The following is a 21,072-nucleotide window of genomic DNA, read 5'->3' as shown; positions in this document are numbered from 1 at the left end:
TCGAGCGCCTCTCCGACGAAGGCGTCTCCCTCCGGCTGGACGACCTCTCACGCGAGCGGACGAGCGGCGCCCCCCGCCGGCGGGGGCCGGCCGGCGCCGGGGCGAACGGGCGGCGTCCGCTGGGGGCGTCCACCGGTGTGAGCGATCCTGCCCACAAGGACACGCTGTACGTGGACGAGCCGCCCGCGCCGGGCACGGTCGGCGCCATGCCCGAGGCCACGCCGGACGCCGCCCCCGAGCACGGCGACATCGCCGGTGACACGGTCACCGGCGGCTGCGCCGCGGCGCACGCCGGCCTGGCCGCGGTGGAGGCGCTCGGAGTCGCCTACGACGAGGTCGTCACCCGGTCGGCCGACGAGGGTGTCGCCGAGTTCGCGGTGGCGTGGCAGGACCCTATGGACGCGGTCGTGAAGTCGCTGACGAGCAAGGGAGTTGACGCCACATGAGCAACAGCAGTCTCGGCGCGGCCTGGGAGAACCCCCTGCGGGACCCCCGCGACCGACGCCTGCCCCGTATCGCGGGCCCCTCGGGCCTCGTGATCTTCGGGGTGACAGGCGACCTGTCCCGCAAGAAACTGATGCCGGCGATCTACGATCTCGCCAACCGCGGTCTGCTCCCGCCGGGCTTCTCGCTCGTCGGGTTCGCCCGCCGTGACTGGGAGGACCAGGACTTCGCGCAGGTCGTCCACGACGCGGTGCGCGAGCACTCCCGGACCCCGTTCCGCGAGGAGGTCTGGCAGCAGCTCGCCGAGGGCATGCGGTTCGTCCCCGGCGACTTCGACGACGACACCGCGTTCAAGCAGCTCAAGAGCGCCGTCGAGGAGCTGGACTCCTCCCGCGGCACGGGCGGCAACTTCGCCTTCTACCTCTCGGTGCCGCCGAAGTTCTTTCCCAAGGTCGTCGAGCAGCTGAAGAAGCACGGGCTGGCGAAGGCGCGGAAGGGCTCCTGGCGGCGGGCGGTCATCGAGAAGCCGTTCGGGCGCGACCTGGCCAGCGCTCAGGAGTTGAACGCGGTCGTGCACGACGTGTTCGAACCGGACCAGGTCTTCCGCATCGACCACTACCTGGGCAAGGAGACCGTCCAGAACATCCTGGCGCTGCGTTTCGCCAACACCATGTTCGAGCCGATCTGGAACCGGTCCTTCGTGGACCATGTGCAGATCACGATGGCCGAGGACATCGGCATCGGCGGCCGGGCCGGCTACTACGACGGCATCGGCTCGGCGCGTGACGTCATCCAGAATCATCTGCTCCAGCTGATGGCCCTGACGGCCATGGAGGAGCCGGCCTCCTTCGACGCGGCCTCGCTGCTCACCGAGAAGCTCAAGGTGCTCAAGGCGGTGAAGCTGCCGGACGACCTGGGCAGGCACACCGTGCGGGCGCAGTACGCGGGCGCCTGGCAGGGCGGCGAGAAGGTGCGCGGCTACCTGGAGGAGGACGGCATCGACCCGGCCTCCACGACGGACACGTTCGCCGCCGTCAAGCTGGGCGTGGACAACCGCCGCTGGGCGGGCGTCCCCTTCTATCTGCGCACCGGCAAGCGGCTCGGCCGCCGGGTCACCGAGATCGCCGTGGTCTTCCAGCGGGCCCCGCACTCCCCCTTCGACTCCACCGCCACCGAGGAGCTCGGGGCGAACGCGATCGTCATCCGCGTCCAGCCTGACGAGGGCATCACGGTCCGCTTCGGCTCCAAGGTCCCCGGCACCTCCATGGAGATCAGGGACGTCACGATGGACTTCGCCTACGGCGAGTCCTTCACCGAGTCCAGTCCGGAGGCGTACGAGCGGCTCATCCTGGACGTGCTGCTCGGCGACGCCAACCTGTTCCCGCGCCACCAGGAAGTGGAAGAGTCCTGGAAGATCCTCGACCCGATCGAGGAGTACTGGGCGCGGCACGGCAGGCCCGCGCAGTACGCCTCGGGCAGCTGGGGACCCGAGGAAGCCGACGAGATGCTCGCACGAGACGGACGGAGCTGGCGCAGGCCATGAAGATCGACCTGACCGACACCACTGCAAGCAAGATCAACAAGGCGCTGGTCAAGGGCCGCCGCGCGATCGGCACACCGGCCGTGGGCATGGTCCTGACGATGGTCATCGTCACGGACGAGGAGAACGCCTACGACTCGATCAAGGCGGCCGAGGAGGCCTCGCACGAGCACCCCTCGCGCACCCTGGTCGTCATCAAGCGGCACGCCCGCAGCCCGCGCGACCGCACCAACTCCCACCTCGACGCCGAGGTGCGGGTGGGCGCCGACGCGGGCACCGGCGAGACGCTCGTCCTGCGCACGTACGGCGAGATCTCCGACCACGCCGACTCCGTCGTCCTGCCGCTGCTGCTGCCGGACGCACCCGTCGTCGTGTGGTGGCCGGTGGACGCGCCGGACAACCCCGCCAAGGACCCGCTGGGCGCGCTGGCCCAGCGCAGGATCACCGACCTGTACGCCGTCGAGAACCCGCTGGCGACCCTGGAGGTCAGGGTCCGCTCCTACGCCCCCGGCGACACCGACCTCGCGTGGACCCGGCTGACCCCGTGGCGCTCGATGCTGGCGGCCGCGCTGGACCAGGCGCGGGTGCCGATCGTCTCGGGCGCCGTGGAGGCCGAGGCCGACAACCCCGCCGCCGAGCTGCTGGCCCGCTGGCTGGAGGCACGGCTGAAGGTCACGGTCGACCGCGTCGTCACCGCCGGGCCGGTCGTCACGGCCGTGCGCCTGGGCACCGCGGACGGCGAGATCGTCATCGACCGCCCCGAGGGCCCGCTGGCCACGCTCTCCCTGCCGGGCCAGCCCTCGCGCACCCTCGCGCTGAAGGTCCGCACCACCTCCGAACTCATCGCCGAGGAGCTCAGGCGCCTCGACGCGGACGAGATGTACGCCGTCGCCCTGCGGGGCGAGGCCACCAAGGAGACCCCCTCTCATGTCTGACACCCCCCGGCTCGACCGGCGGCCCGAGTGGACCGCCCTGGCGGACCACCGCGCCCAGCGGCAGGAGCGTCTGCGCGACCTGTTCGCCACGGACCCCGGGCGCGCCCAGCGGTACGTGGTGCGCGTCGGCGACCTGCGCATCGACTACTCCAAGCACCTGATCACCGACGAGACCCTGGCGCTTCTGCGTGAACTCGCCTCCGCCACCGACGTGTTCGGGCTGCGCGACGCCATGTTCCACGGCAAGAAGATCAACATCACCGAGGACCGCGCGGTCCTGCACACGGCGCTGCGCGCCCCCGCCGGCGCGGTGGTCGAGGTCGACGGCCAGAACGTCGTCCCCGGGGTCCACGCCGTGCTCGACAGGATGAGCGCCTTCGCCGGGCGCGTCCGCTCCGGCGAGTGGACCGGCCACACGGGCCGCCGGATCCGCAACGTGGTCAACATCGGCATCGGCGGCTCCGATCTGGGCCCGGCCATGGCGTACGAGGCCCTGCGGGCCTACACGGACCGGGAGCTGACGTTCCGTTTCGTGTCGAACGTCGACGGCGCCGACCTGCACGAGGCGCTGCGGGACCTCGACCCGGCCGAGACGCTGTTCGTCGTCGCCTCCAAGACGTTCACCACGATCGAGACGATCACCAACGCCACCTCGGCCCGCTCCTGGCTGCTCGACGGCCTGGGCGGGGAGGAGAAGGCCGTCGCGAAGCACTTCGTGGCGCTGTCCACGAACGCCGGGAAGGTCGCCGGCTTCGGCATCGACACGGCCAACATGTTCGAGTTCTGGGACTGGGTCGGCGGCCGCTACTCCTTCGACTCGGCGATCGGCCTCTCCCTGATGATCGCCATCGGCCCGGAGCGCTTCAGGGAGCTGCTCGACGGGTTCAGGATCGTCGACGACCACTTCCGCACCGCCCCCGCCGAGTCCAACGCCCCACTGCTGATGGGGCTGCTGGGCGTCTGGTACGGCAACTTCTTCGACGCGCAGTCGCACGCGGTGCTGCCCTACAGCCACTACCTGTCGAAGTTCACCGCCTATCTCCAGCAGCTGGACATGGAGTCCAACGGCAAGTCGGTGGACCGCGAGGGCCGGCCGGTGCGGTGGCAGACCGGTCCGGTGGTGTGGGGCACGCCCGGCACCAACGGCCAGCACGCTTACTACCAGTTGATCCACCAGGGGACGAAGATCGTCCCGGCCGACCTGATCGGCTTCGCCCGGCCCGTCGGCGAGCTGAGCGACGAACTCAAGGCGCAGCACGACCTGCTGACGGCCAACCTGTTCGCGCAGGGGCAGGCCCTCGCCTTCGGCAAGACCGCCGAGGAGGTCCGCGCGGAGGGCGTGCCCGAGGAACAGGTCGCGCACCGCACCTTCCAGGGCGACCACCCCACCACCACGATCCTCGCGCCGGAGCTGACCCCGTCGGTCCTCGGCCAGCTCATCGCCCTCTACGAGCACAAGGTGTTCGTCCAGGGCGCGGTCTGGGACATCGACTCCTTCGACCAGTGGGGCGTGGAGCTGGGCAAGGTCCTCGCCAAGCGCGTCGAACCCGCGCTCACCGAGGGCGCCGAGGTGCCCGGCCTCGACCCCTCCACCGCCTCTCTCGTCGCCGCCTACCGCGAACTCAGGAAGCAGTGAACTGACATGACATCGATGCAGCTGGGTCTGATCGGTCTGGGCAAGATGGGCGGCAACATGCGCGAACGCATCCGCCGCGCCGGCCACACCGTCGTCGGCTACGACCGCAACCCCGAACTCTCCGACGTCGAGGACCTCGCCGCACTGGTCGGGCAGCTCCAGGCGCCGCGCACCGTCTGGGTGATGGTCCCCGCCGGCGCCCCGACGCAGTCCGTCGTCGACGAGCTCGGCGGTCTGCTCGAGGCCGGCGACACGGTGGTGGACGGCGGCAACTCCCGCTGGACGGACGACGAGAAGCACGCCGCGGAACTCGGTGCCAAGGGCATCGGCTTCGTCGACGCCGGCGTCTCGGGCGGCGTGTGGGGCCTCGAGAACGGCTACGCGCTGATGGTCGGCGGCGAGACGGAGCACGTCGAGCGGCTTCAGCCGATCTTCGAGGCGCTCAAGCCGGAGGGCCCCTACGGCTACGTCCACGCCGGCAAGGTCGGCGCCGGCCACTTCTCGAAGATGGTCCACAACGGCATCGAGTACGCCATGATGCAGGCCTACGCCGAGGGCTGGGAGCTGCTGGAGAAGGTCGACTCCGTGGAGAACGTCCGCGAGGTATTCCGGTCCTGGCAGGAGGGCACGGTCATCCGGTCCTGGCTGCTGGACCTCGCGGTGGACGCCCTGGACGAGGACCCCCATCTGGACAAGCTGCGCGGCTACGCCGAGGACTCCGGCGAGGGCCGGTGGACGGTCGAGGCGGCCATCGACAACGCCGTGCCGCTGCCCGCGATCACGGCCTCGCTGTTCGCGCGGTTCGCCTCCCGTCAGGACGACTCGCCGCAGATGAAGATGATCGCGGCGCTGCGCAACCAGTTCGGCGGCCACGCCGTCGAGTCGGCCGAGAAGTAGGCGCCGGCCGCGGGGGACCTTCCGCCGGTCCTCCCCCGCTGCCTCGAGAGCGTGGGCGACATCCCGGTCGCCCCGGCCCCGGCTCCGGACCCCCGACCCCGGCTCCGGACCCCGGGCTCCGGCTCCGGACTCCGTCGCCCGCGCGGAGGGAAGCGGCATGCCGCGCAGCCGGCGGCCCGGTCCGAGCGCCGTCACGCGCCGTACCGGAGCATCGCCGGGGCCGGCGGACCGTGGCGGGCACGGCACACCGGTCGGACCGGCCTGTTCCTCACCACCCGCGGCGAGGAACGGCCGAGTCCCTCGACGCGTCCCACTCCGGCCGGGCCTTGCACCGGCCCCGGCCGGCCCGTCGCTCCGGGCGACACGGACCGCCGGCGTCGCCGCCGCCTCCGTGTCACCCGGCCTGGACGAGCGGGCCCGCTTCAGGACTGGTCGTCGACCGGGAGACCCACCCCTCCCAGGACGGCGAGGTCCGTGCGGTGCGGCGCGGTCGACAGCAGCGCGAGGACGTCGGCGGGGGCGGGCCCGTCGGCGGTCGACGGGGCGGTGAGGGCTGCCTGCGCACTGGCGTCGTCCCGCCAGACCTCGGTGACATGCACCGTGTCCGGATCGGCTGCGTCCTGGCTGATCAGGTAGATCTCACAGCCCGGGAAGCCGTGCAGCCTCTCCGCCACCCGCAGCAGGACACCGGCGAGTTCGCCGCCCCTGCCCGCGTGCGCCGTCATGGTCATCAGTCTGCCGATCATGCTCAGACCAGGGTGGTGATGCAGAACGGGTGGCCTGCGGGGTCCAGCAGGACCCGCCACCGGTCGGGTTCCGGCTGGACCGCGGGCTCGACGGCCCCCAGGGCGAGCAGCCGGGCCTGGGCGGCATCCAGGTCATCGACCCCCAGCTCGAGGTGGGCCTGCTTCTCCTGGGAGGGGTCGGGCCAGGTCGGACGTCGGTAGCCGGCCAGGCGGTTGAAACCCAGTCCGGCCGAGCCCTCCTGGCCGAGCAGGGTGAAATCGTCGGTGGCGTAGGCGACGGGCAGCCCCAGGGCTTCGCCGTAGAAGCGGGCCAGTTCCGTGGGGTCCGGGCAGTCGAAAGTGACGGCCGCGTAGCGGATCGCGGGTGCTGATGTCTTTCCGGTGCTCATGCGGCAGACGTTATGCCGGGACCAGGACAGTTCCGGTCCTGGTCATGCGGGACACTTCCCGATGTGATCAGCACATCGGCCCGTCTGCTGCGACTCGTCTCACTGCTGTCCACGCGACCCTCGTGGACCTGCGGTGAGCTGGCCGACCGGATGGCGGTCGCCGAGCGCACGGTGCGCCGGGACGTCGCCAGGCTCCGGGAGCTCGGCTACGCGGTCGAGTCCGACCCCGGGCCCTGGGGCGGCTACCGCCTCAGGGCCGGGAACCGGGTGCCGCCGCTGGTCCTCGACGACGAAGAGGCACTCGCCGTGGCCGTCGGGCTGCGCGAGGCGGCGCTCAGCGGCGTCCTCGGCGGCGACCAGGTCGCGTTGTCGGCTCTGCTGAAACTGCGTCAGGTCCTTCCGTCACGGATCGCGGACCGGCTCGGTGAGATGGACGCCGCCTTTGTGCACGTCCCCAGGCCCGGCGAGCCGCAGATCGCGCCCGGGATGCTGCTGGAACTGGCCACCGCGTGCCACCGGGGCGAGCGCACCCACCTGTCCTACCGCGACAGGGAAGGAAAGGCCACCGCCAGGGACGTCGATCCGTACCGTCTCGTGCGCACAGGGCGGCGCTGGTACTTCGTGGCCCGGGATGTGGCGCGGGGCGAGTGGCGGACGTTCCGGGCGGACCGGGTGGCGCGCATACGGCCGACCGGGCATGCCGTGGAACTCCTCGACCCGCCCGACCCGGTACTGCTCGTCTCCCGCTCCATCGCGACCGGCGCGTACCCGCTCCGTACGACGGTCCGTCTCCCGGTGCCCATGGACCGGGCACTGCGACTGGTCCCGCCGACGGTCGGCGCCCACCGCCCGGACGGTCCTGACGCCACCGTCGTCGAGATCGGCGGCCCCGACGCGGACGGTCTCGCCCGGTACCTGCTCAGCCTCGCCACCCCACTGCGGGTCCTGTCCCCGGACGAGGTACGGCAGGCGCTGCTGCGCCGTGCCCGGGAGCTGTGCGCGGCCAACGGCATGCCCTCGGCGAACGGCGAACCGGGCGACCGGTAGCCCTCCGCGGTCGATGTGCCGGTCGGTCACGGTCCGGGGCGGGGACCACAGAAACGCGAGCACGGGCTGTCGGCGGAGCACGGGGCCCGTGAGGGCCGAACGGCACAAGCGGGCAAAGCCGGTTGACACCGTTCGGAGGGGCCCGCAGAGTCGCGGCTGATGGAGATCGACGATCTGACACCGGCCGAACGGCGAGTCTGGCGGGCCTTCCCCACCGGAGCGACGGTGGACTTCCGCGAGGGCGCCGAAGGCGCACCGGGAGCCGACCGCGGGCCCGAACCGAGCGTGCGCGCGGCCGTGTTGCGCGCGCTGCTCCTCAACGGCCCCCGCGAACCCAGCGAAGTGGCGGCCCTCAAGGTCGTGGGGGCCCGGATCACAGGACAGCTGGATCTGCGGCACGCGAGCGTGGACAGCGTCGTCCGTCTCCAACACTGCCGCTTCGACGCCGCGCCGCGCCTGGCCGGCGCCCACCTGAACTACCTGAACCTGAGCGACTGCGTCCTGCCCGGTCTCGCGGCGGCGCGCAGCCGGATCGACGGCAGCCTGAGACTGAGCCGGTGCCGGATCGACGGCCCGCTGCAGCTGGGCGGGGCTCAGATCTCGGGAGCTCTCTTCGTGGACCGGGCCGAGATCACCGCCGAGGACCCCGCGCAGCCCGCGCTCGCGCTCCATCAGCTCTCCGTCGACGACGACCTGTGTGCGCGCGGCCTGCGGGCCCGCGGGCTGATCCGGCTGGACGGCGCCACCGTCGCCGGCTCGATCGATATGGAGGACGCCGAGCTGAGCAACCCCGTCGGCTGCGTCCTGGCGGCCGAGGCCCTCACCGTCGGCGCCAACCTGCTGGCCCGCCGGATGCGCGCCGAGGGCCGGATCGATCTGCGCGGCTCGCGCGTCCCCGGCCGGGTGGATCTGCTGCACTCCTCGCTGTCGAACCCGGGCGGCACCGCCCTGCGGATGAGCAGCTGCGTCATAGGCGAACTGTGGCTGCGCGAGGGCCCGCCGATCGCCGGCCGGCTCAATCTGCGGCGCGCCGAGGTGGGCCAGCTCCACCTGGCGCCCGAGAAGCTGCCCGAACAGGTGCGGCTGCTGGATCTCACCTACACCTTCCTCACCCCGCACGAGCCCGCCCAGCGCCGGTTGCCGATGCTGGAGCGCGACGACGGCGCCTTCGACCCGCACGCCTACGAGCAGCTCACCGCGGCCTACCGCACCACCGGCGACGACCGGGCCGCCCGGCTCGTGCAGCTCGCCAAGCAGCGCCGTCACCGTCGCACGCTCCCCTGGTACGGCCGGATGTGGGGCCACCTCCAGGACGCGGCCGTGGGCTACGGGTTCCGCCCGCTGCGCGCGGCCGGCTGGCTGCTGTCCCTGCTGGCCGTGGGCTCGATCGCCTACGCCGGGCACCACCCGCCGCCGTTGAAGGCGGGCGAGTCGCCCCACTTCAGCCCGGTCTTCTACACCCTCGACCTTCTGCTGCCGGTGATCTCCTTCGGGCAGGAGGACGCGTTCGCTCCGACCGGCTGGTTCCAGACGCTGTCGTACGTCCTCATCCTCACCGGCTGGATCCTGGCCTCCACGGTCGTCGCCGGCGTCACCAGGACCGTCAGCCGTCAGTAGTCCGGCGGACGGAGTGCCGGGCCGCAGGCCGCAGCGGCGCGTCGGCTGCACCGTAGCCCTGGTATCCGCCGGCGCGCCGGTCCAGTTCGAAGAAGACGCGTCCGACGGCGCGCGTCGGTGACCAGCCAGGTGAAAGCCACGGGTATGGCGTCCAAGGGGGACGGCGGTGCGCGGATGGGACGGTTCAATAGGAGGTCGCAGGATTTCATCTGCTGAATCGAGGCTTCCGCTCACACACTTTCGAGTCATGAAGCTCAAAAAGCAGATCGGCGCCGCGGCAACAGCCCTCACAGCTCTCACGAGCGCCGTGATCGCCGTGGCGCCCAGCGCCTCCGCGACTTCCTACAACGGCTGCAACTGACCGGAAGTGTGCTTCTATCAGAACGTAACCCGGTGGAACGCCGGGAACCCCAACGCCAGATACCAGGACATCACATCCGGCTACCAGAGCCTCAGCACCGCTGCGCGCGGAGCGAACTACGTGTACAACTCCCGCAACGACGACGTTGCGTGGCTGCGCTACACCTGGGCCGGCGACACGTCGACGCGGAAGAAGTACTCACCGGCATCAAGATCACCTCGGCCTCGTCCTGCTGATCGGTTGGCCGCGTCCCGCCGGACGCCGCAATGGTTTCTCCTCCCTCCTTCAGAAGTGATGTGCGACATCCCGACTGCCGGCAACGACCGACCGATCCACTGCCGAGCCACCGCTGATCCCTCACGAATGGCGGGACACTCCGTAGACAGGCGTCCTCCTGTGCTTCTCAAGCCTCTTGGCACGGGGGAGTCGCCGTGAGCGAACCGTCCATCGCCGTTGTTCCTCGGCAAACCGCGCCGGCTGCTCCTCGGCCGGGTAATGGCCGCAGTCGTCGAGGACGACCCCCGTGACGTCGTCGGCCGCCAGCCGCATCGTCTGGGCGGCATTCTCGCCGCTCCACAGCGCGCCGCCGACGGCGAGCACCGGCAGCGTCAGCCGGGTCTTGCCGCGCTGCTCGTTCTGCGCGATCGTCTCGTCCAGCGCCCGGTAGTACGCGAAGCTCGCCCGCAGCGCGCGGGGATCCGCGGTGATCGCGTCGATGCAGACGTCGACGGCGTACGCGGGGATCGCGGTCGGCGTGGCGGCCTTGGTGGCGAACTGGTAGCCGAAGAAGAGCTGTTCCCATCCCCGGACCAGTTCCTCGTTCAGGTCGGTGAGCCGGTTGAAGCCGAACTGCCAGAGCCTCAGGTTGGCGGCGGCCGGGCCGAAGAACGGCGGGGACGGCGTGCGGCCGGGGATCACCGCTTCGACGATGGCGAGCCGGCCCACCTGCTCGGGGTGATCGGCGGCGAGGGCGTATCCGGTCCACGTACCGATGTCGTGGCCGACCACGTCGAACCGGTCGTGCCCGAGCGCGGCCATCAACGCGACCAGATCGGCGGCCAGCGTGCCGGCGTCGTACCCGTCGTCGGGCTTGTCGGAGAGCCCGGCTCCGCGCGAGTCGACGGCGACGACGGTGTGCCGGCGTGCGAGCGCGGGATTACCTCCCGCCAGCAGGTCTGCCCCGAGCCGAACCCCAGCTCCAGGGGTAAGAGCTGCCAAGCGACGTCCTGGTGCAGGACATACAGAATGCCCTGCAGACAGAGCCGGTCCGCCACCGGCTTCGGCCCCGGAGACCGCTCGGGCCAAGGCGGCAGCAACGGCTCGATCAGCGCCCACAAGTCGTCGTCCACGATCCACGGCCGAGTCGTCACACACACCCGAACGATCAGATCGTCACAACAGTCACGCCCGACCAGGACCGTTCAACAAGATCGTGTTACGAGCTCATAGGGCCACGCATATGGGTTACGGCGGCCGATCAGGCATCACCAGGGGCGTCCGGGTTGACGAGGCATTTCCGGAAGCCTGCGCCCTCCGGTGGTGAACGTGTGCCGCAGAAGATCAGAGTGGGCGTAGGCATGGGTTGTTTCAGCACATTGGGCGATAGGGGACGGTGGGGATGTAGGCCTTCCATTCGGTTGCGGTTAGTTTTCGGGTGCGTTGGCATAAAGCAGCAGCGATCTTCTCTGGGGCGATCGTGTGTTTCTGCAGTGTGGCGTGGTCTCCGGCTGCGTACAGGGTCTGGTTGTCGGGGCTGAAGGCCAGAGCGAGAATGGTGTCGCTGGCACCGGGTACGGCGGGGCCGTGTCGGGCCTGAGAAGTGATGTCCCACAGTTGAGTTGTGCCGTGTGTGTCGACTACTGCCAGCGTCTGGGCGTCGGGGGAGAAGGAAAGCGCCGATGCGGGCTCTGGGGGACCGCCGGTATCGCGGGGTCCACCGGCGAAGACTGCAAGGCGCTGTCGTGCGCGGCTGTCCCATACGGTGACGCGGCCGGATGCATCGCCGACGGCCAGGTAGTCTCCGTCGCGGCTGAAGGCGAGGGAGCGGATGGTGTCTTGGGCGAGCGTGCGGCGGGTGACCCGGCCGGACGGAAGGTCGACCAACTGTCCGGTTGAGGTGGCCAGGAGTTTACCGTCCGGGCGAAGGGCGATCACGTCTCCGCCGACACCGCGGAGAATTCGGGTCCTTCTCTGCCGGCCCACGTTCCAGATTTCGGTCCACTGGGTGTCGGGGATGAGTTGGCTGTTGGTGACGATCTGATCGTCTATGGCCTGCGGGACGTAGAGGAGCTTTCCGTCCGGGCTGAGTTCGATGTCCGCGACGGGCTTGGTGTTCCTCCCGGCTCCGGAAATGGTGAGTGTGGTGCTGCGTTGCCGGCCACTGACGGTGACAGTTGCTTGGCGGCCCCTGTCGGTGGCGCCGACAGCGTACGACTGGCCATCGGGCGCCAGCGCAAGAAGTCCGGTGCATCGCCCGTGCACTTGCTTTTGTGCGCTGGTGCCGGGGCAGGGCACATCCGCTGTCGCCAGGTTCTGGCCATTGCGGAGGTCAAGGAGCCGGGCACGGAAGGTGCCGCTCAACGACCTCACAGTGGCCTGGATTCTTCCGTCCGCGCTGAAGGACGCATGACCGACAGGCCGACTGGTCCAGATGGGATCTACGGCATGTTCCACGTCGAGTGACCTGACTGTTGCCCCGGTCACTCCTGCGAGGTAGCGGAGAACCCGCCCCCCGGGAGCCCAGCGCAACGACGCTGCGGTCTCGCCGACGAGGGCGTACCGGAAGACAGGGCTGGACGGGGCGGCGAGCCTCCACACGAGGATTGCGCTGTCGTCTGCGGTTGCCAGGAATTTCCCGTTCGGGCTCAGAACTGCCTCGGCGATGCCTGGGTGTTCGATGCCGTGCCGCAGACGACCGGAGTTGATGTCCCAGATCTGGACCTTCGTGTCGGTGAGGGTGAGAAGAGCTCGATTGTCCCGGCTGAAGACGAAGCGCAGCTTGCGGCAGGGCAGCTGAGCACCGGACAGTTTCGCGGCTGTCAGGTTTTTTTGCTCGTGAAGGTCATGGATTTCCAGGCGCGCGGATTCGCTCCGGCACACAGCCAGCAGATGGTCATCAGCACTGACTTTCCCTATGAGGGGTCCGTCAGTGAGAGTGCCCGCGCGCCGATCGGCGAGCAGGCGGCCGCTGCGGATTTCTCGCAACTGCATACTGCGGTCCATGCCATAGACGATGACGGTCCGACCACTGGAGTTCATCTGGCCCGTCATATTGCGGAACACCGGGTGGCTGATCGGCCTTCCTGCCGCCAAGTCCCAGAGCCGAACGCCCTCGCCGCCGTTCAGTACAGCCACGCGTGACTCCACGCTGACCTCGGGGTAGTCGTCCGCGTACCGGCCCAGCCCTGTGTAGGAAGCCACCTTTCGGTGAGTGGCAAGGTCCCACTGTGTCACCTGACGCTCGCCGACACTGAGCACGGTTCGACCGTCGAGGTCGAGGAAGCGACCGGCGGTTGGATCGTCATCGGGCACTGCAAATGCGTCCTGTTCCTTCTGCCATGCAGCGGCCAACAGTGCTGAACGGGTCTCCGGGAGGTCAGCGATCTTCCAGGAAGCCAGACTGAGCAGCATCGCTGTATGGGGATTCTCAAAGCGCATGCCGTCGGCCACCTCGGCGATACGGCGGGCCTCGGCCCGTAGCCGCTCGCGCTCGTGCGACCTGCTCTGCTGCCAGGCGATCAGGCCGGCGGTGACCGTGAGAGCGAGCAGGATGGACAGTGATGCGGTGAGCCGACGCAGGCGGCGGCCGGCCCGGGTAGCGGCGTGTTCTTCCTGATCACGTGCGGTGAGGCTGGCGGTGAGGAAGGTGTGCTCGAGGTCGGTGAGGTCTGCGGCCGCCCCACCGCTGAAGTGTTCTTGGGCGGTGGTCATTCGGTTGCCTCGGTACAGAGCTCCAGGGTCGCGGCCCAGTTCCTCCCAGGCGTGGGCGGCGTCGGTCAGTTTGCGATGGATGCTCAGGCGTTCGCGGTCTTGCTCGATCCAGCCGCGTAGGCGGGGCCAGGCGGTCAGCAGGGCCTCGTGGGCGAGCTCGACGGTGTCGCCGTCAAGGGTGAGCAGCCGGGCCCGGGTGAAGGCCTGGAGGACGTGCCCGATTTCGCTCTCCTGTTCGATCTCCTGCCTGCGGGAGACTTCAAGCTCGTCTTGGTGGGCGGGTCGGCGGGTGTCGGGGGTGCCGTCGCCGGGTGCGACCAAGCGCAGCAGCATGCGGCGGGCCGCAGCGGCCTGGGGTTCGGTGAACTGGCGGTAGGTGTCCTCGGCGGTCTTGGCGACCGCGCCTTCGATGCCTCCGGCTGCCTGATAGCCGGCCAGGCTCATCGTCTTGCCGCGGCGGCGCCGCCAGGTTTCCATCAGCACGTGGGACAGCAACGGCAGCCCGCCCGGGGCGTCGGCGAATTCCTCGAGCAGACGCGAGGTCAGGGCACGTTCCACGGTCAGGCCTGTCGCAGTGGCGGGCTTGACGATGGCGTCGCGCAGTTCGGCCGGCGCCATCGGGCCGACCAGCAGGTTGGAGTCGCGCAGGGCCTCGACCAGGCCCTGGTGTTCGGCGCAGCGGCCGTAGAAGTCGGCGCGCACGGCAATGAGTACCCGTAACCGGCTCTCGGGTCGGCGGGCGGTCAGCAGCAGATCGAGGAAGCGGGCGCGTTCGGCCGGGTCGTGGCAGAGGGTGAAGACCTCCTCGAACTGGTCGACGATCACGAACGTGTCGGCGCCCGGGGTGCCTGATCTGGTGGCGCCGGGATCGAGCACCCGGGCGTGGGTGTGGGCCGGGTGCGGGCCGGGGGTGAGGATACGCAGGGCGGCCAGGCGTAAGTCCAGCGTCCGGGTGTGCTGGAGAGCGGGGATCAGGCCGGCGCGCAGCAAGGAGGACTTGCCGCTGCCGGACGGCCCGAACACCGCCGCGAACCTCTGTCGGCGCAGCAGGTCCAAGAGGTCGGCGGTGAGCCGGTCACGGCCGAAGAACCGGTCACTGTCACCGGTCTCGAACCGCACCAGTCCCTTGTACGGCGGTTCCGCGCTCTGCCCGTCCTCTGTCTGGCCCAGGACGACAACCTCGTCCACGGCCTGCTTCCACCGGGCCTCCCACTCTCCCGCATCACCCCCACACGCCGCCGCATAAGCCAACGCCACCGCCAGCGTCGGCAGCTGCTCACCGCCGGCTGCCTGCGACAGCGTCGTGATCGAGTACCCAGCCCGATCCGCCAGCACCCGGTAGGTGACTCCGCCCGCCTCGGCGCGCAGCTTGCGCAGCTCGAACGCGAACCGCTGCACCGGACCGGCTCCCGGATCCACCGGCACCTCACGACGCCCCGCCACGCCCCCACCCCCGTCAGCTGCCCGTGACACCAGACCGGCCAGCCACGCTACGGACCCGCCACAGGACCCGAAAGTTCGCGTCCGGCCATTGTTTGGCCGCCTGACCAGCACTGCCAAACAATGCGCCAGCCGCTGAACTCGGTGTTGCGAGCCCCGGGGGCTGCCGTTCAGCGAAGGACTGCCGGGCGGTCGTGGGCTCGGATCGGGGAAGCGGGATCGGCATCCGCCATACGAATTGCCGGCGGATGCCGACCTGCAGACAGCCCGCAAACAGCACGCTCCCACCGAAAAGTGACATCCACACATATCCGCCATACGGCGAAGGAGACACACATGCGAGTACGTCTATTGCTCACCGGTATCGCTCTGGGATCCACCATGCTGGTGGGTGGCACCGCGGTCGCTCAGGCCGCCCCCGCGCCCTCGGAGATCGGCCCCACATCGACGGCCGAGGCTGCAGGCTACTGGCACAAGGATGGCGTCTACTCGGAGTCGACGTGCTACTCGCTGGCGGCGTCCTACGCCGGGCCCGCCTACTGCACTCCGTACGGCAGCAAGTGGGCCCTGTACATCTGGGTTGAGTGACCCACCCGCTCCTCGACAGCAGGCAAGGAACAAGATGTCCGACCATGTGCGATGAGGGCACACCTGTGAGCTGCCGACCGCCCATCCGGCCCGGCAGCCGCCGCAACACCGCTCTCCGGTACCGGGGCACGTTGCACTCTTGGCCTGCCGTGTCAGGTCAGGCCTGACCACCCGGGTCCGATGTCGCACCACCGTGTTGCCGTGGGCCGACGGCATGAGGCTCAAGAGCGCCAAGACGTCCTGGGGCCTCATGCCGTCGGTAACGGGTGAGACGAGGGCCACGTACAGACGAGCGACGAGCTCGCGCTGTTCCAGCAGACCCACGACCGACGGCATCTATGGCCTCCACAGCAGCGGTGACGCAGCAGCGGTGACGCAGTAGCGGTGACCAGAGTAGACACTGTCTACTAGGCGCTGGTAGACAGCGTCCATGAGCGAACCAGCACCCGACCCGGGGCCGGCTGCCGAGCCCTGCGGCCCCACCGCTTCCGACGCCGGTCTGCGCACCCGTCTGGTCGACGTCGGTGTGGACCTGGTCTCCCGGGAGGGCGCCGGGGCGCTGACCCTGCGCGAGATCGCGCGGCGGGCGGGCGTCTCGCACGGTGCGCCCCGCCGCCACTTCCCCACCCACCTGGAACTGCTGTCGGCCATCGCGCACCGCGGTTTCCACGACCTCGCCGCGCGCGTGCGGGCGACCTGCGGCGACGGGAGCGCGGACCCGCGCGGGCAGCTCACCGAACTCAGCGGCGTCTACCTGCGGTTCGCCCTGGAGAATTCCGGGATGTACGAGCTGATGTTCCGCCACGATCTTTTGGAGAGCGGTCATCTGCGGCTGCGCGACACCAGCCTGCCGCTGTTCGGCGTGCTGACGGAGCTGGTCGGCCGCGTCCGCCCGGACGCCGACGCCCGTGCCGTCGCGGCCGCGCTGTGGGCGAACCTGCACGGCATCGCCCAGCTGTGGCGCTGGGGCAGCCTGCAACTCGCCACTGGAGCAGACGACTTCGCGCCGCTGCTTCGCACGGCTCTGGACGCGCATCTGGGGCCCGAGGACAGCCGGTGAACCGTTCCCTGACGCTGGCGAGCAGTGTGGCCGGCGCGGTGATCGTCGCCCTGGACGGCACCGTGCTCACCGTCGCCCGGCCCGCTATGCAACACGATCTGCACGCCTCCCTGGCCCAGGCCCAGTGGACCGGGACCGGCTATCTCGTCGCGGTCGCGAGTCTGCTCGTGTTCGCCGGGCGACTCGGCGACCGTCACGGACACCGCCGCACCTTCGCCGTCGGCATGCTCGGGTTCGGGGTCGTCTCGGCGGCACTCACCGTGGCGCCGGGCGTGGACTGGGTGACCGGGCTGCGGGTGGTGCAGGGCGCGTTCGGGGCCCTGTTGCAGCCGGCCACGCTGGGAATGCTGCGGGCGTCGTTCCCGCCGGAGCGGCTGCGCACCCCCATCGCGGTGCGCACGGCCGCCATCGGAGTGGCGGCGGCCGTCGGGCCCATGGTCGGTGGGGTGCTGACCACCGGGTTCGGATGGCGTTCGGTGTTCCTGGTGAACGTCGTGCCCGCGCTGCTGTTCGGCGCGCTCGCCCTCGCCTCCCGGGAGGAGCCGCGGCCGTCCGCCGACGGGCCGCTCGGGCTGCCCGGCGCCCTGCTCCTCGCGGTGGCACTGGCCTGTCTGGTCCACACCCTGGTCACGCTCCCCGGCATGACGTGGTCGGCGCCGGTCGCTCTCCTCGCCGCCGTCGCCTTCGTGCAGCACGAACGCCGCACTCCTGCTCCCCTGCTGCCGTGGGCGGCCGCGCTCGGGCGAACGGGCGGGGTCGCTGCGCGCTCGCACGGGGTCGGCGCGGCGCTCGGTCTGCTCGTCGTCGCGTCTGCGGCCCTGAACGGCGCGGTGTTCGCCTGTGTCTACCTGCTCCAGGACGGTCTGGGCCTCACCCCGCTGCGCAGCGCCCTGCTCAGCCTTCCGCTGGCCGTGTTCCTGGTGGCCGCCGCCCCCGCCGCCGCGGTGCTGCTGCGCCGGGCCGGCGCGCGCACCACGCTCACGGGGGCGACGACCGTGCTCGCCGTCGGCCTCCTCGTCCTCGCCGGCGCCACGGGTCCGGCCGTCTTCTGCGCCGGATTCGCCCTGGTGGGCGCCGGGTTCGGCGCGACGATGGTGGCGGCGACCCATGTCGTCGTCCGGGAGGCGCCCGCCGAGTCGGCCGGAGTGGCGGGCGGGCTGCAGCAGACGGCGATGAACGTCGGACCGGCGCTCGGCGTCGCGGCGGCGACCGTGCTCATGAACCTCGGCGCGGCGCGCTCGCCCCTGCTGGCGGTGGCGTGCGCGTCCGCGGCCGCTCCGGCGCTCTGCAGGGCGCTCCCTGGCCGCGCACGCCCCGCCCCCACCGCCCGCCCGACCGCCTGCCCCGCTGGTCACCCGGCTGAGGGAAGCGACGCAACGCACAAGGATCACGGTGCCGAAAGGGGTCCGCACGCGCGTTCCCTGCGCGACGATGAGGTCGGAGGTCGTCCCGGCGGGTAGACCGGGGCCGCACCTTGAACGAACGCACTGGAGGACAGGGATGGCACTGCTGCGACAAGAGGTCGACCCGAGCGAGGCCGGGCTGGACGGGAAGGCGCTGGACCGTCTCGACCAGCACCTCGCCCACCGTGTCGACGAAGGGCGTCTGCCCGGGTTCCTCTTGGCCGTCTCACGCGGCGGCCGGGTCGCGCACCTCGTCACGCACGGCCGCCGCGACATCGCCGCCGGGCTGCCCGTCGAGGCGGACACGCTGTACCGGATCTACTCCATGACCAAGCCGGTGACCTCCGTCGCCGCGCTGATACTGATGGAGGAAGGCCGGCTGGGGCTCGACGACCCCGTCGCCGACCACCTGCCTGCCTTCGCCGACCAGCGCGTGTACACCGGCGGTTCGGGCGCGGACCTGTCCACCCGCCCGGTCGAGCAGCCCCTGCTGGTGCGGCATCTGATGACCCACACCGGGGGCCTGACCTTCGCGTTCTACCACTGCCACCCGGTCGACGCCCTGTACCGCGAGGCCGGACTGGACTCGGCGGTGCTGCCGGGCTCGGACCTCGCGGGCACCGTGGAGGCGTACGCGCGGCTGCCGCTGCAGTTCGAGCCGGGCACCCAGTGGAACTACTCGGTGGCCACGAACGTCCTGGGCCGGGTCGTCGAGGTGGTCTCCGGCCGGCCGCTGGACGAGTTCCTCGCCGAGCGGATCTTCCGCCCGCTCGGCATGCCCGACGCCGGCTTCCAGGTCTCCGGCGAACAGGCGGGCCGCCTGGCGGAGTTGTACGGGGACGCCGACGGCGGCGGCATCGAGCCGATCCCGGGTCTGCCCCTGTTCGGCCGCCCCCGGTTCCTGTCGGGCAGCGGCGGCATGGTGGCGAGCGCCTACGACGTCCACCGGTTCAGCGAGATGCTGAGACGGCGCGGCGAGCTCGACGGGGTGCGCCTGCTCGCGCCCGAAACCGTCGACCTGATGACCCGCAACCACCTCCCCGGCGGCGCCGACCTGCGCGCCTTCGGCAGCCGTCCCGCCCACGACGAGCCGGGCAACGACGGCGTCGGCTTCGGTCTCGGGGTCTCCGTGGTCGTCGACCCGAGCCGCACCCAGGCCCCGTCCGGGCTCGGCACGTACGGCTGGAGCGGCGTCGCCACCACGACCTTCTGGGTCGACCCGAGCCACGACGTGTCCGTCCAGTTCCTGACCCAGCTGCGCCCGCGGAGGTCGCTGAAGCTCTACCCCGACCTCAAGCGGCTGGTCCACGAAGCGGTCACGGACTGACCGCGCCGGGACCGCCGCCACGGTGGCGCCGCCCCGCGGGGGACGTCCGCCTCCGGAGTCCCGCGCCGGCCTCGCGCCCGCCCCCGCCGGGACTCGCGGCAGCCGTCAGGCCCCGACGCGCAACGCGAAGTCCAGTCCCCCGGCGCGCAGTTCGCCCAGCCACCGCTCGCAGCGGGTGGCCGTCCCGGCGGCCCTGGCCAGGCCCGGCGGGAGGGGCCCGCCCAGGATGTGCCGGACACCCAGCGTGCCGGCCGCCCGTTCCGCCGTGCGGTGCCACAGGCGTACGCGGTCGCCGTGCTCACCCGGGGCGGCCGGGCCGCTGCCCGGGACAGGCCCGCGCCCACCTGGTGCACGACGCCGGTGACGGGCACGGCGTCAGGAACGGCCGGACTCCCCTTCCGCGCCGAACCGACCCGGAGCCAGGCCGAGTTCACGGCTCGCCTCGTGGAAGCGGTCCAGGCAGCGGGCCCATGCCCGGTCGGCGCCGAAGTGCAGCAGCTGGGGCGTGAGGGCCGCCGAGAAGTCGACGCTGGCCTCGCGCGGCAGCAGGGACGGCAGGTTGTCGATGGCGATCAGGTCCAGCGGAGGCTCCTTGCGCAGACGGCGCACGGGGTCGGACCATTCGGTCGTGCGGTCGTACACCGGCAGGACGTTGAGCGGCGAGCCCACGTCGCAGGTGACGTCGGACAGGGTGCGCAGCCTGCGGTCCGGGTCGTCGAGGTCCTGCTCGCGGACGAACGGCGGCACGGGGGTCGTGGCGAGGACGCAGTTGACCATCACGTCGTGCGCCAGCAGGGCGGTGCGGTCCAGGTCGCGGGTCTCCGCCAGGTCCCAGCAGGAGGGGTCCACGCCGGCCGTGGCGAACGCGGCGCGTGCGCCCCGGCCGCTGCGTCCGAGGGCCCCGACGACGAGGGCGGTGAACTCCGGTTCCTTGTGCAACGCCTGACGCAGCGTCGCGTCCAGGGCCTCCTTGTCGGTGGGCGCCAGCGGAGCGGTCAGCTCGCCCCGGTGCTGGAGGACGGCGAGGGCCGCTCCCAGGTAGCCCGCCCAGAAGCCGAAGGCCGCGAGACGACGCCCGTCGTCGTCGACCAGGTACTCCAGGTCGAGCAGTGCTCCGCCTCCGGCGGCGAACCGGCGCAACAGGGCCGCGGCCCCCGGCTGCCGCTTGTAGGCGTGCCCGAAGAAAATATGACGGTGAGTCAGTTGGGTGGGCTCGTCCGGGAGTTCCTTGAGGCCGAGGACGACGGCGTCGTCCGGTGCCGAGGTCCATGAGCCGGCGGGGACGATCCTCGCGCCGACGGCCTCGTACTCCGGGGCCGGGAAGACGCGCTGCGGGGAGTCCTCGACGCTCAGGCGCACGCCGGCCTCGACGAGGCGGCGGGCGTCGTCGGGGACGACCGGGGTACGCCGTTCGGTGGTGCGGACCTCGTGGCGCAGCCACAGGTGGAGTGCGGTCATACGCGGTTGACCTCCGGACACGGGGCGTCGGCCGTGAAGCGGTCGGCGCTCAGGGGGGGTGACGTCCACGAAGGGTACGCGGCCCGGATACCGGCCGCGGACGATCTCGCCGACGGCCGGCGCCTGGCGGAAGCCGTGAGCGCACAGGCCCGTCGGGGACAGGAGGCGCGACACCGCCGCGGCCTCGCCGATCAGGAAAGGCAGCGGGCCCCGGCCCGTTGCCGGGGCCGGGGCCGTCGTGCGCGGGGGCCGCC

The 21,072-nt window shown here is 71.1% G+C and carries 15 protein-coding genes and 3 pseudogenes; 11 read left to right on the top strand and 7 right to left on the bottom strand.

What is annotated here, in order from left to right:
- Positions 1–83 precede the first annotated feature (83 nt).
- From IE239_RS32955 to gnd, 5 genes and pseudogenes are all read left to right on the top strand, one after another.
- A pseudogene (locus tag IE239_RS32955) lies at positions 84–446 on the top strand (transaldolase family protein); the annotation flags it as partial.
- Positions 443–1,987 carry a glucose-6-phosphate dehydrogenase gene (gene zwf / locus IE239_RS32950; RefSeq protein ID WP_190153119.1) on the top strand — a complete coding sequence of 515 codons (1,545 nt, stop codon included), beginning with the start codon at positions 443–445 and terminating at the stop codon, positions 1,985–1,987. The pseudogene IE239_RS32955 and the gene zwf, both read left to right, overlap by 4 nt.
- On the top strand, positions 1,984–2,919 hold the full coding sequence (gene opcA / locus IE239_RS32945; protein ID WP_190153118.1) for a glucose-6-phosphate dehydrogenase assembly protein OpcA: 936 nt from the start codon (positions 1,984–1,986) through the stop codon (positions 2,917–2,919). The genes zwf and opcA overlap by 4 nt, the downstream gene beginning before the upstream one ends.
- The gene (gene pgi / locus IE239_RS32940) at positions 2,912–4,555 is read left to right on the top strand and encodes a glucose-6-phosphate isomerase (protein WP_190153117.1); all 1,644 of its coding nucleotides are present in this window, start codon (positions 2,912–2,914) and stop codon (positions 4,553–4,555) included. Before opcA ends, pgi begins: the two co-directional genes overlap by 8 nt.
- Before the next feature lie 15 nt (positions 4,556–4,570).
- The gene (gene gnd / locus IE239_RS32935) at positions 4,571–5,452 is read left to right on the top strand and encodes a phosphogluconate dehydrogenase (NAD(+)-dependent, decarboxylating) (protein ID WP_190153142.1); all 882 of its coding nucleotides are present in this window, start codon (positions 4,571–4,573) and stop codon (positions 5,450–5,452) included.
- Positions 5,453–5,874: 422 nt separating this feature from the next.
- Here the strand turns inward: gnd and IE239_RS32930 are convergent, their stop codons facing one another.
- Positions 5,875–6,198: a putative quinol monooxygenase gene (locus IE239_RS32930; RefSeq protein WP_190153116.1), complete on the bottom strand. Its 324-nt coding sequence runs from the start codon at positions 6,196–6,198 to the stop codon at positions 5,875–5,877.
- 2 nt (positions 6,199–6,200) lie between these two features.
- Complete coding sequence (locus tag IE239_RS32925) at positions 6,201–6,587, bottom strand: VOC family protein (RefSeq protein WP_190153115.1); 387 nt, start codon at positions 6,585–6,587, stop codon at positions 6,201–6,203.
- 63 nt (positions 6,588–6,650) lie between these two features.
- Here IE239_RS32925 and IE239_RS32920 point away from each other — a divergent pair, with 63 nt between their 5' ends.
- A complete protein-coding gene (locus IE239_RS32920) occupies positions 6,651–7,634 on the top strand; it encodes a helix-turn-helix transcriptional regulator (protein ID WP_229878497.1) in 984 nt (327 codons plus the stop codon).
- A gap of 159 nt (positions 7,635–7,793) precedes the next feature.
- On the top strand, positions 7,794–9,251 hold the full coding sequence (locus IE239_RS32915; RefSeq protein WP_190153113.1) for a membrane-associated oxidoreductase: 1,458 nt from the start codon (positions 7,794–7,796) through the stop codon (positions 9,249–9,251).
- A gap of 718 nt (positions 9,252–9,969) precedes the next feature.
- On the opposite strand, the gene IE239_RS32910 is transcribed toward IE239_RS32915, so the two are convergent.
- The 3 genes and pseudogenes from IE239_RS32910 to IE239_RS32900 form a co-directional block, all read right to left on the bottom strand.
- Entirely contained in the window at positions 9,970–10,830 is an 861-nt protein-coding gene (locus IE239_RS32910; RefSeq protein ID WP_229878495.1) for an alpha/beta fold hydrolase, read from the bottom strand.
- Positions 10,809–10,961, bottom strand: a pseudogene (locus tag IE239_RS42565) (transposase); the annotation flags it as partial. The pseudogene IE239_RS42565 and the gene IE239_RS32910, both read right to left, overlap by 22 nt.
- Positions 10,962–11,199: 238 nt before the next feature.
- Positions 11,200–14,940 carry an NACHT and WD repeat domain-containing protein gene (locus tag IE239_RS32900; RefSeq protein WP_229878493.1) on the bottom strand — a complete coding sequence of 1,247 codons (3,741 nt, stop codon included), beginning with the start codon at positions 14,938–14,940 and terminating at the stop codon, positions 11,200–11,202.
- A gap of 378 nt (positions 14,941–15,318) precedes the next feature.
- On the opposite strand from IE239_RS32900, the gene IE239_RS32895 reads away from it, so the two are divergent.
- From IE239_RS32895 to IE239_RS32880, 4 genes are all read left to right on the top strand, one after another.
- Complete coding sequence (locus IE239_RS32895; RefSeq protein ID WP_190153111.1) at positions 15,319–15,570, top strand: hypothetical protein; 252 nt, start codon at positions 15,319–15,321, stop codon at positions 15,568–15,570.
- Positions 15,571–16,000: 430 nt separating this feature from the next.
- Complete coding sequence (locus IE239_RS32890; RefSeq protein WP_190153110.1) at positions 16,001–16,630, top strand: TetR/AcrR family transcriptional regulator; 630 nt, start codon at positions 16,001–16,003, stop codon at positions 16,628–16,630.
- Complete coding sequence (locus tag IE239_RS32885; RefSeq protein WP_190153109.1) at positions 16,627–18,090, top strand: MFS transporter; 1,464 nt, start codon at positions 16,627–16,629, stop codon at positions 18,088–18,090. Before IE239_RS32890 ends, IE239_RS32885 begins: the two co-directional genes overlap by 4 nt.
- Positions 18,091–18,130: 40 nt before the next feature.
- Positions 18,131–19,360 carry a serine hydrolase domain-containing protein gene (locus tag IE239_RS32880; RefSeq protein WP_190153108.1) on the top strand — a complete coding sequence of 410 codons (1,230 nt, stop codon included), beginning with the start codon at positions 18,131–18,133 and terminating at the stop codon, positions 19,358–19,360.
- Between the two features lie 375 nt (positions 19,361–19,735).
- On the opposite strand, the gene IE239_RS32875 is transcribed toward IE239_RS32880, so the two are convergent.
- Positions 19,736–20,818, bottom strand: a complete 1,083-nt coding sequence (locus IE239_RS32875) for a saccharopine dehydrogenase (protein ID WP_190153107.1) — start codon at positions 20,816–20,818, stop codon at positions 19,736–19,738.
- A pseudogene (locus IE239_RS42555) lies at positions 20,815–21,013 on the bottom strand (sarcosine oxidase subunit beta); the annotation flags it as partial. The gene IE239_RS32875 and the pseudogene IE239_RS42555, both read right to left, overlap by 4 nt.
- Positions 21,014–21,072: the final 59 nt, after the last annotated feature.

Source organism: Streptomyces humidus (genome assembly GCF_014649655.1).
Classification (GTDB): Bacteria; Actinomycetota; Actinomycetes; order Streptomycetales; family Streptomycetaceae; genus Streptomyces; species Streptomyces humidus.
The sequence above is the reverse complement of the archived record's forward strand: the minus strand, read 5'-3'. Positions and strand labels throughout refer to the sequence as shown.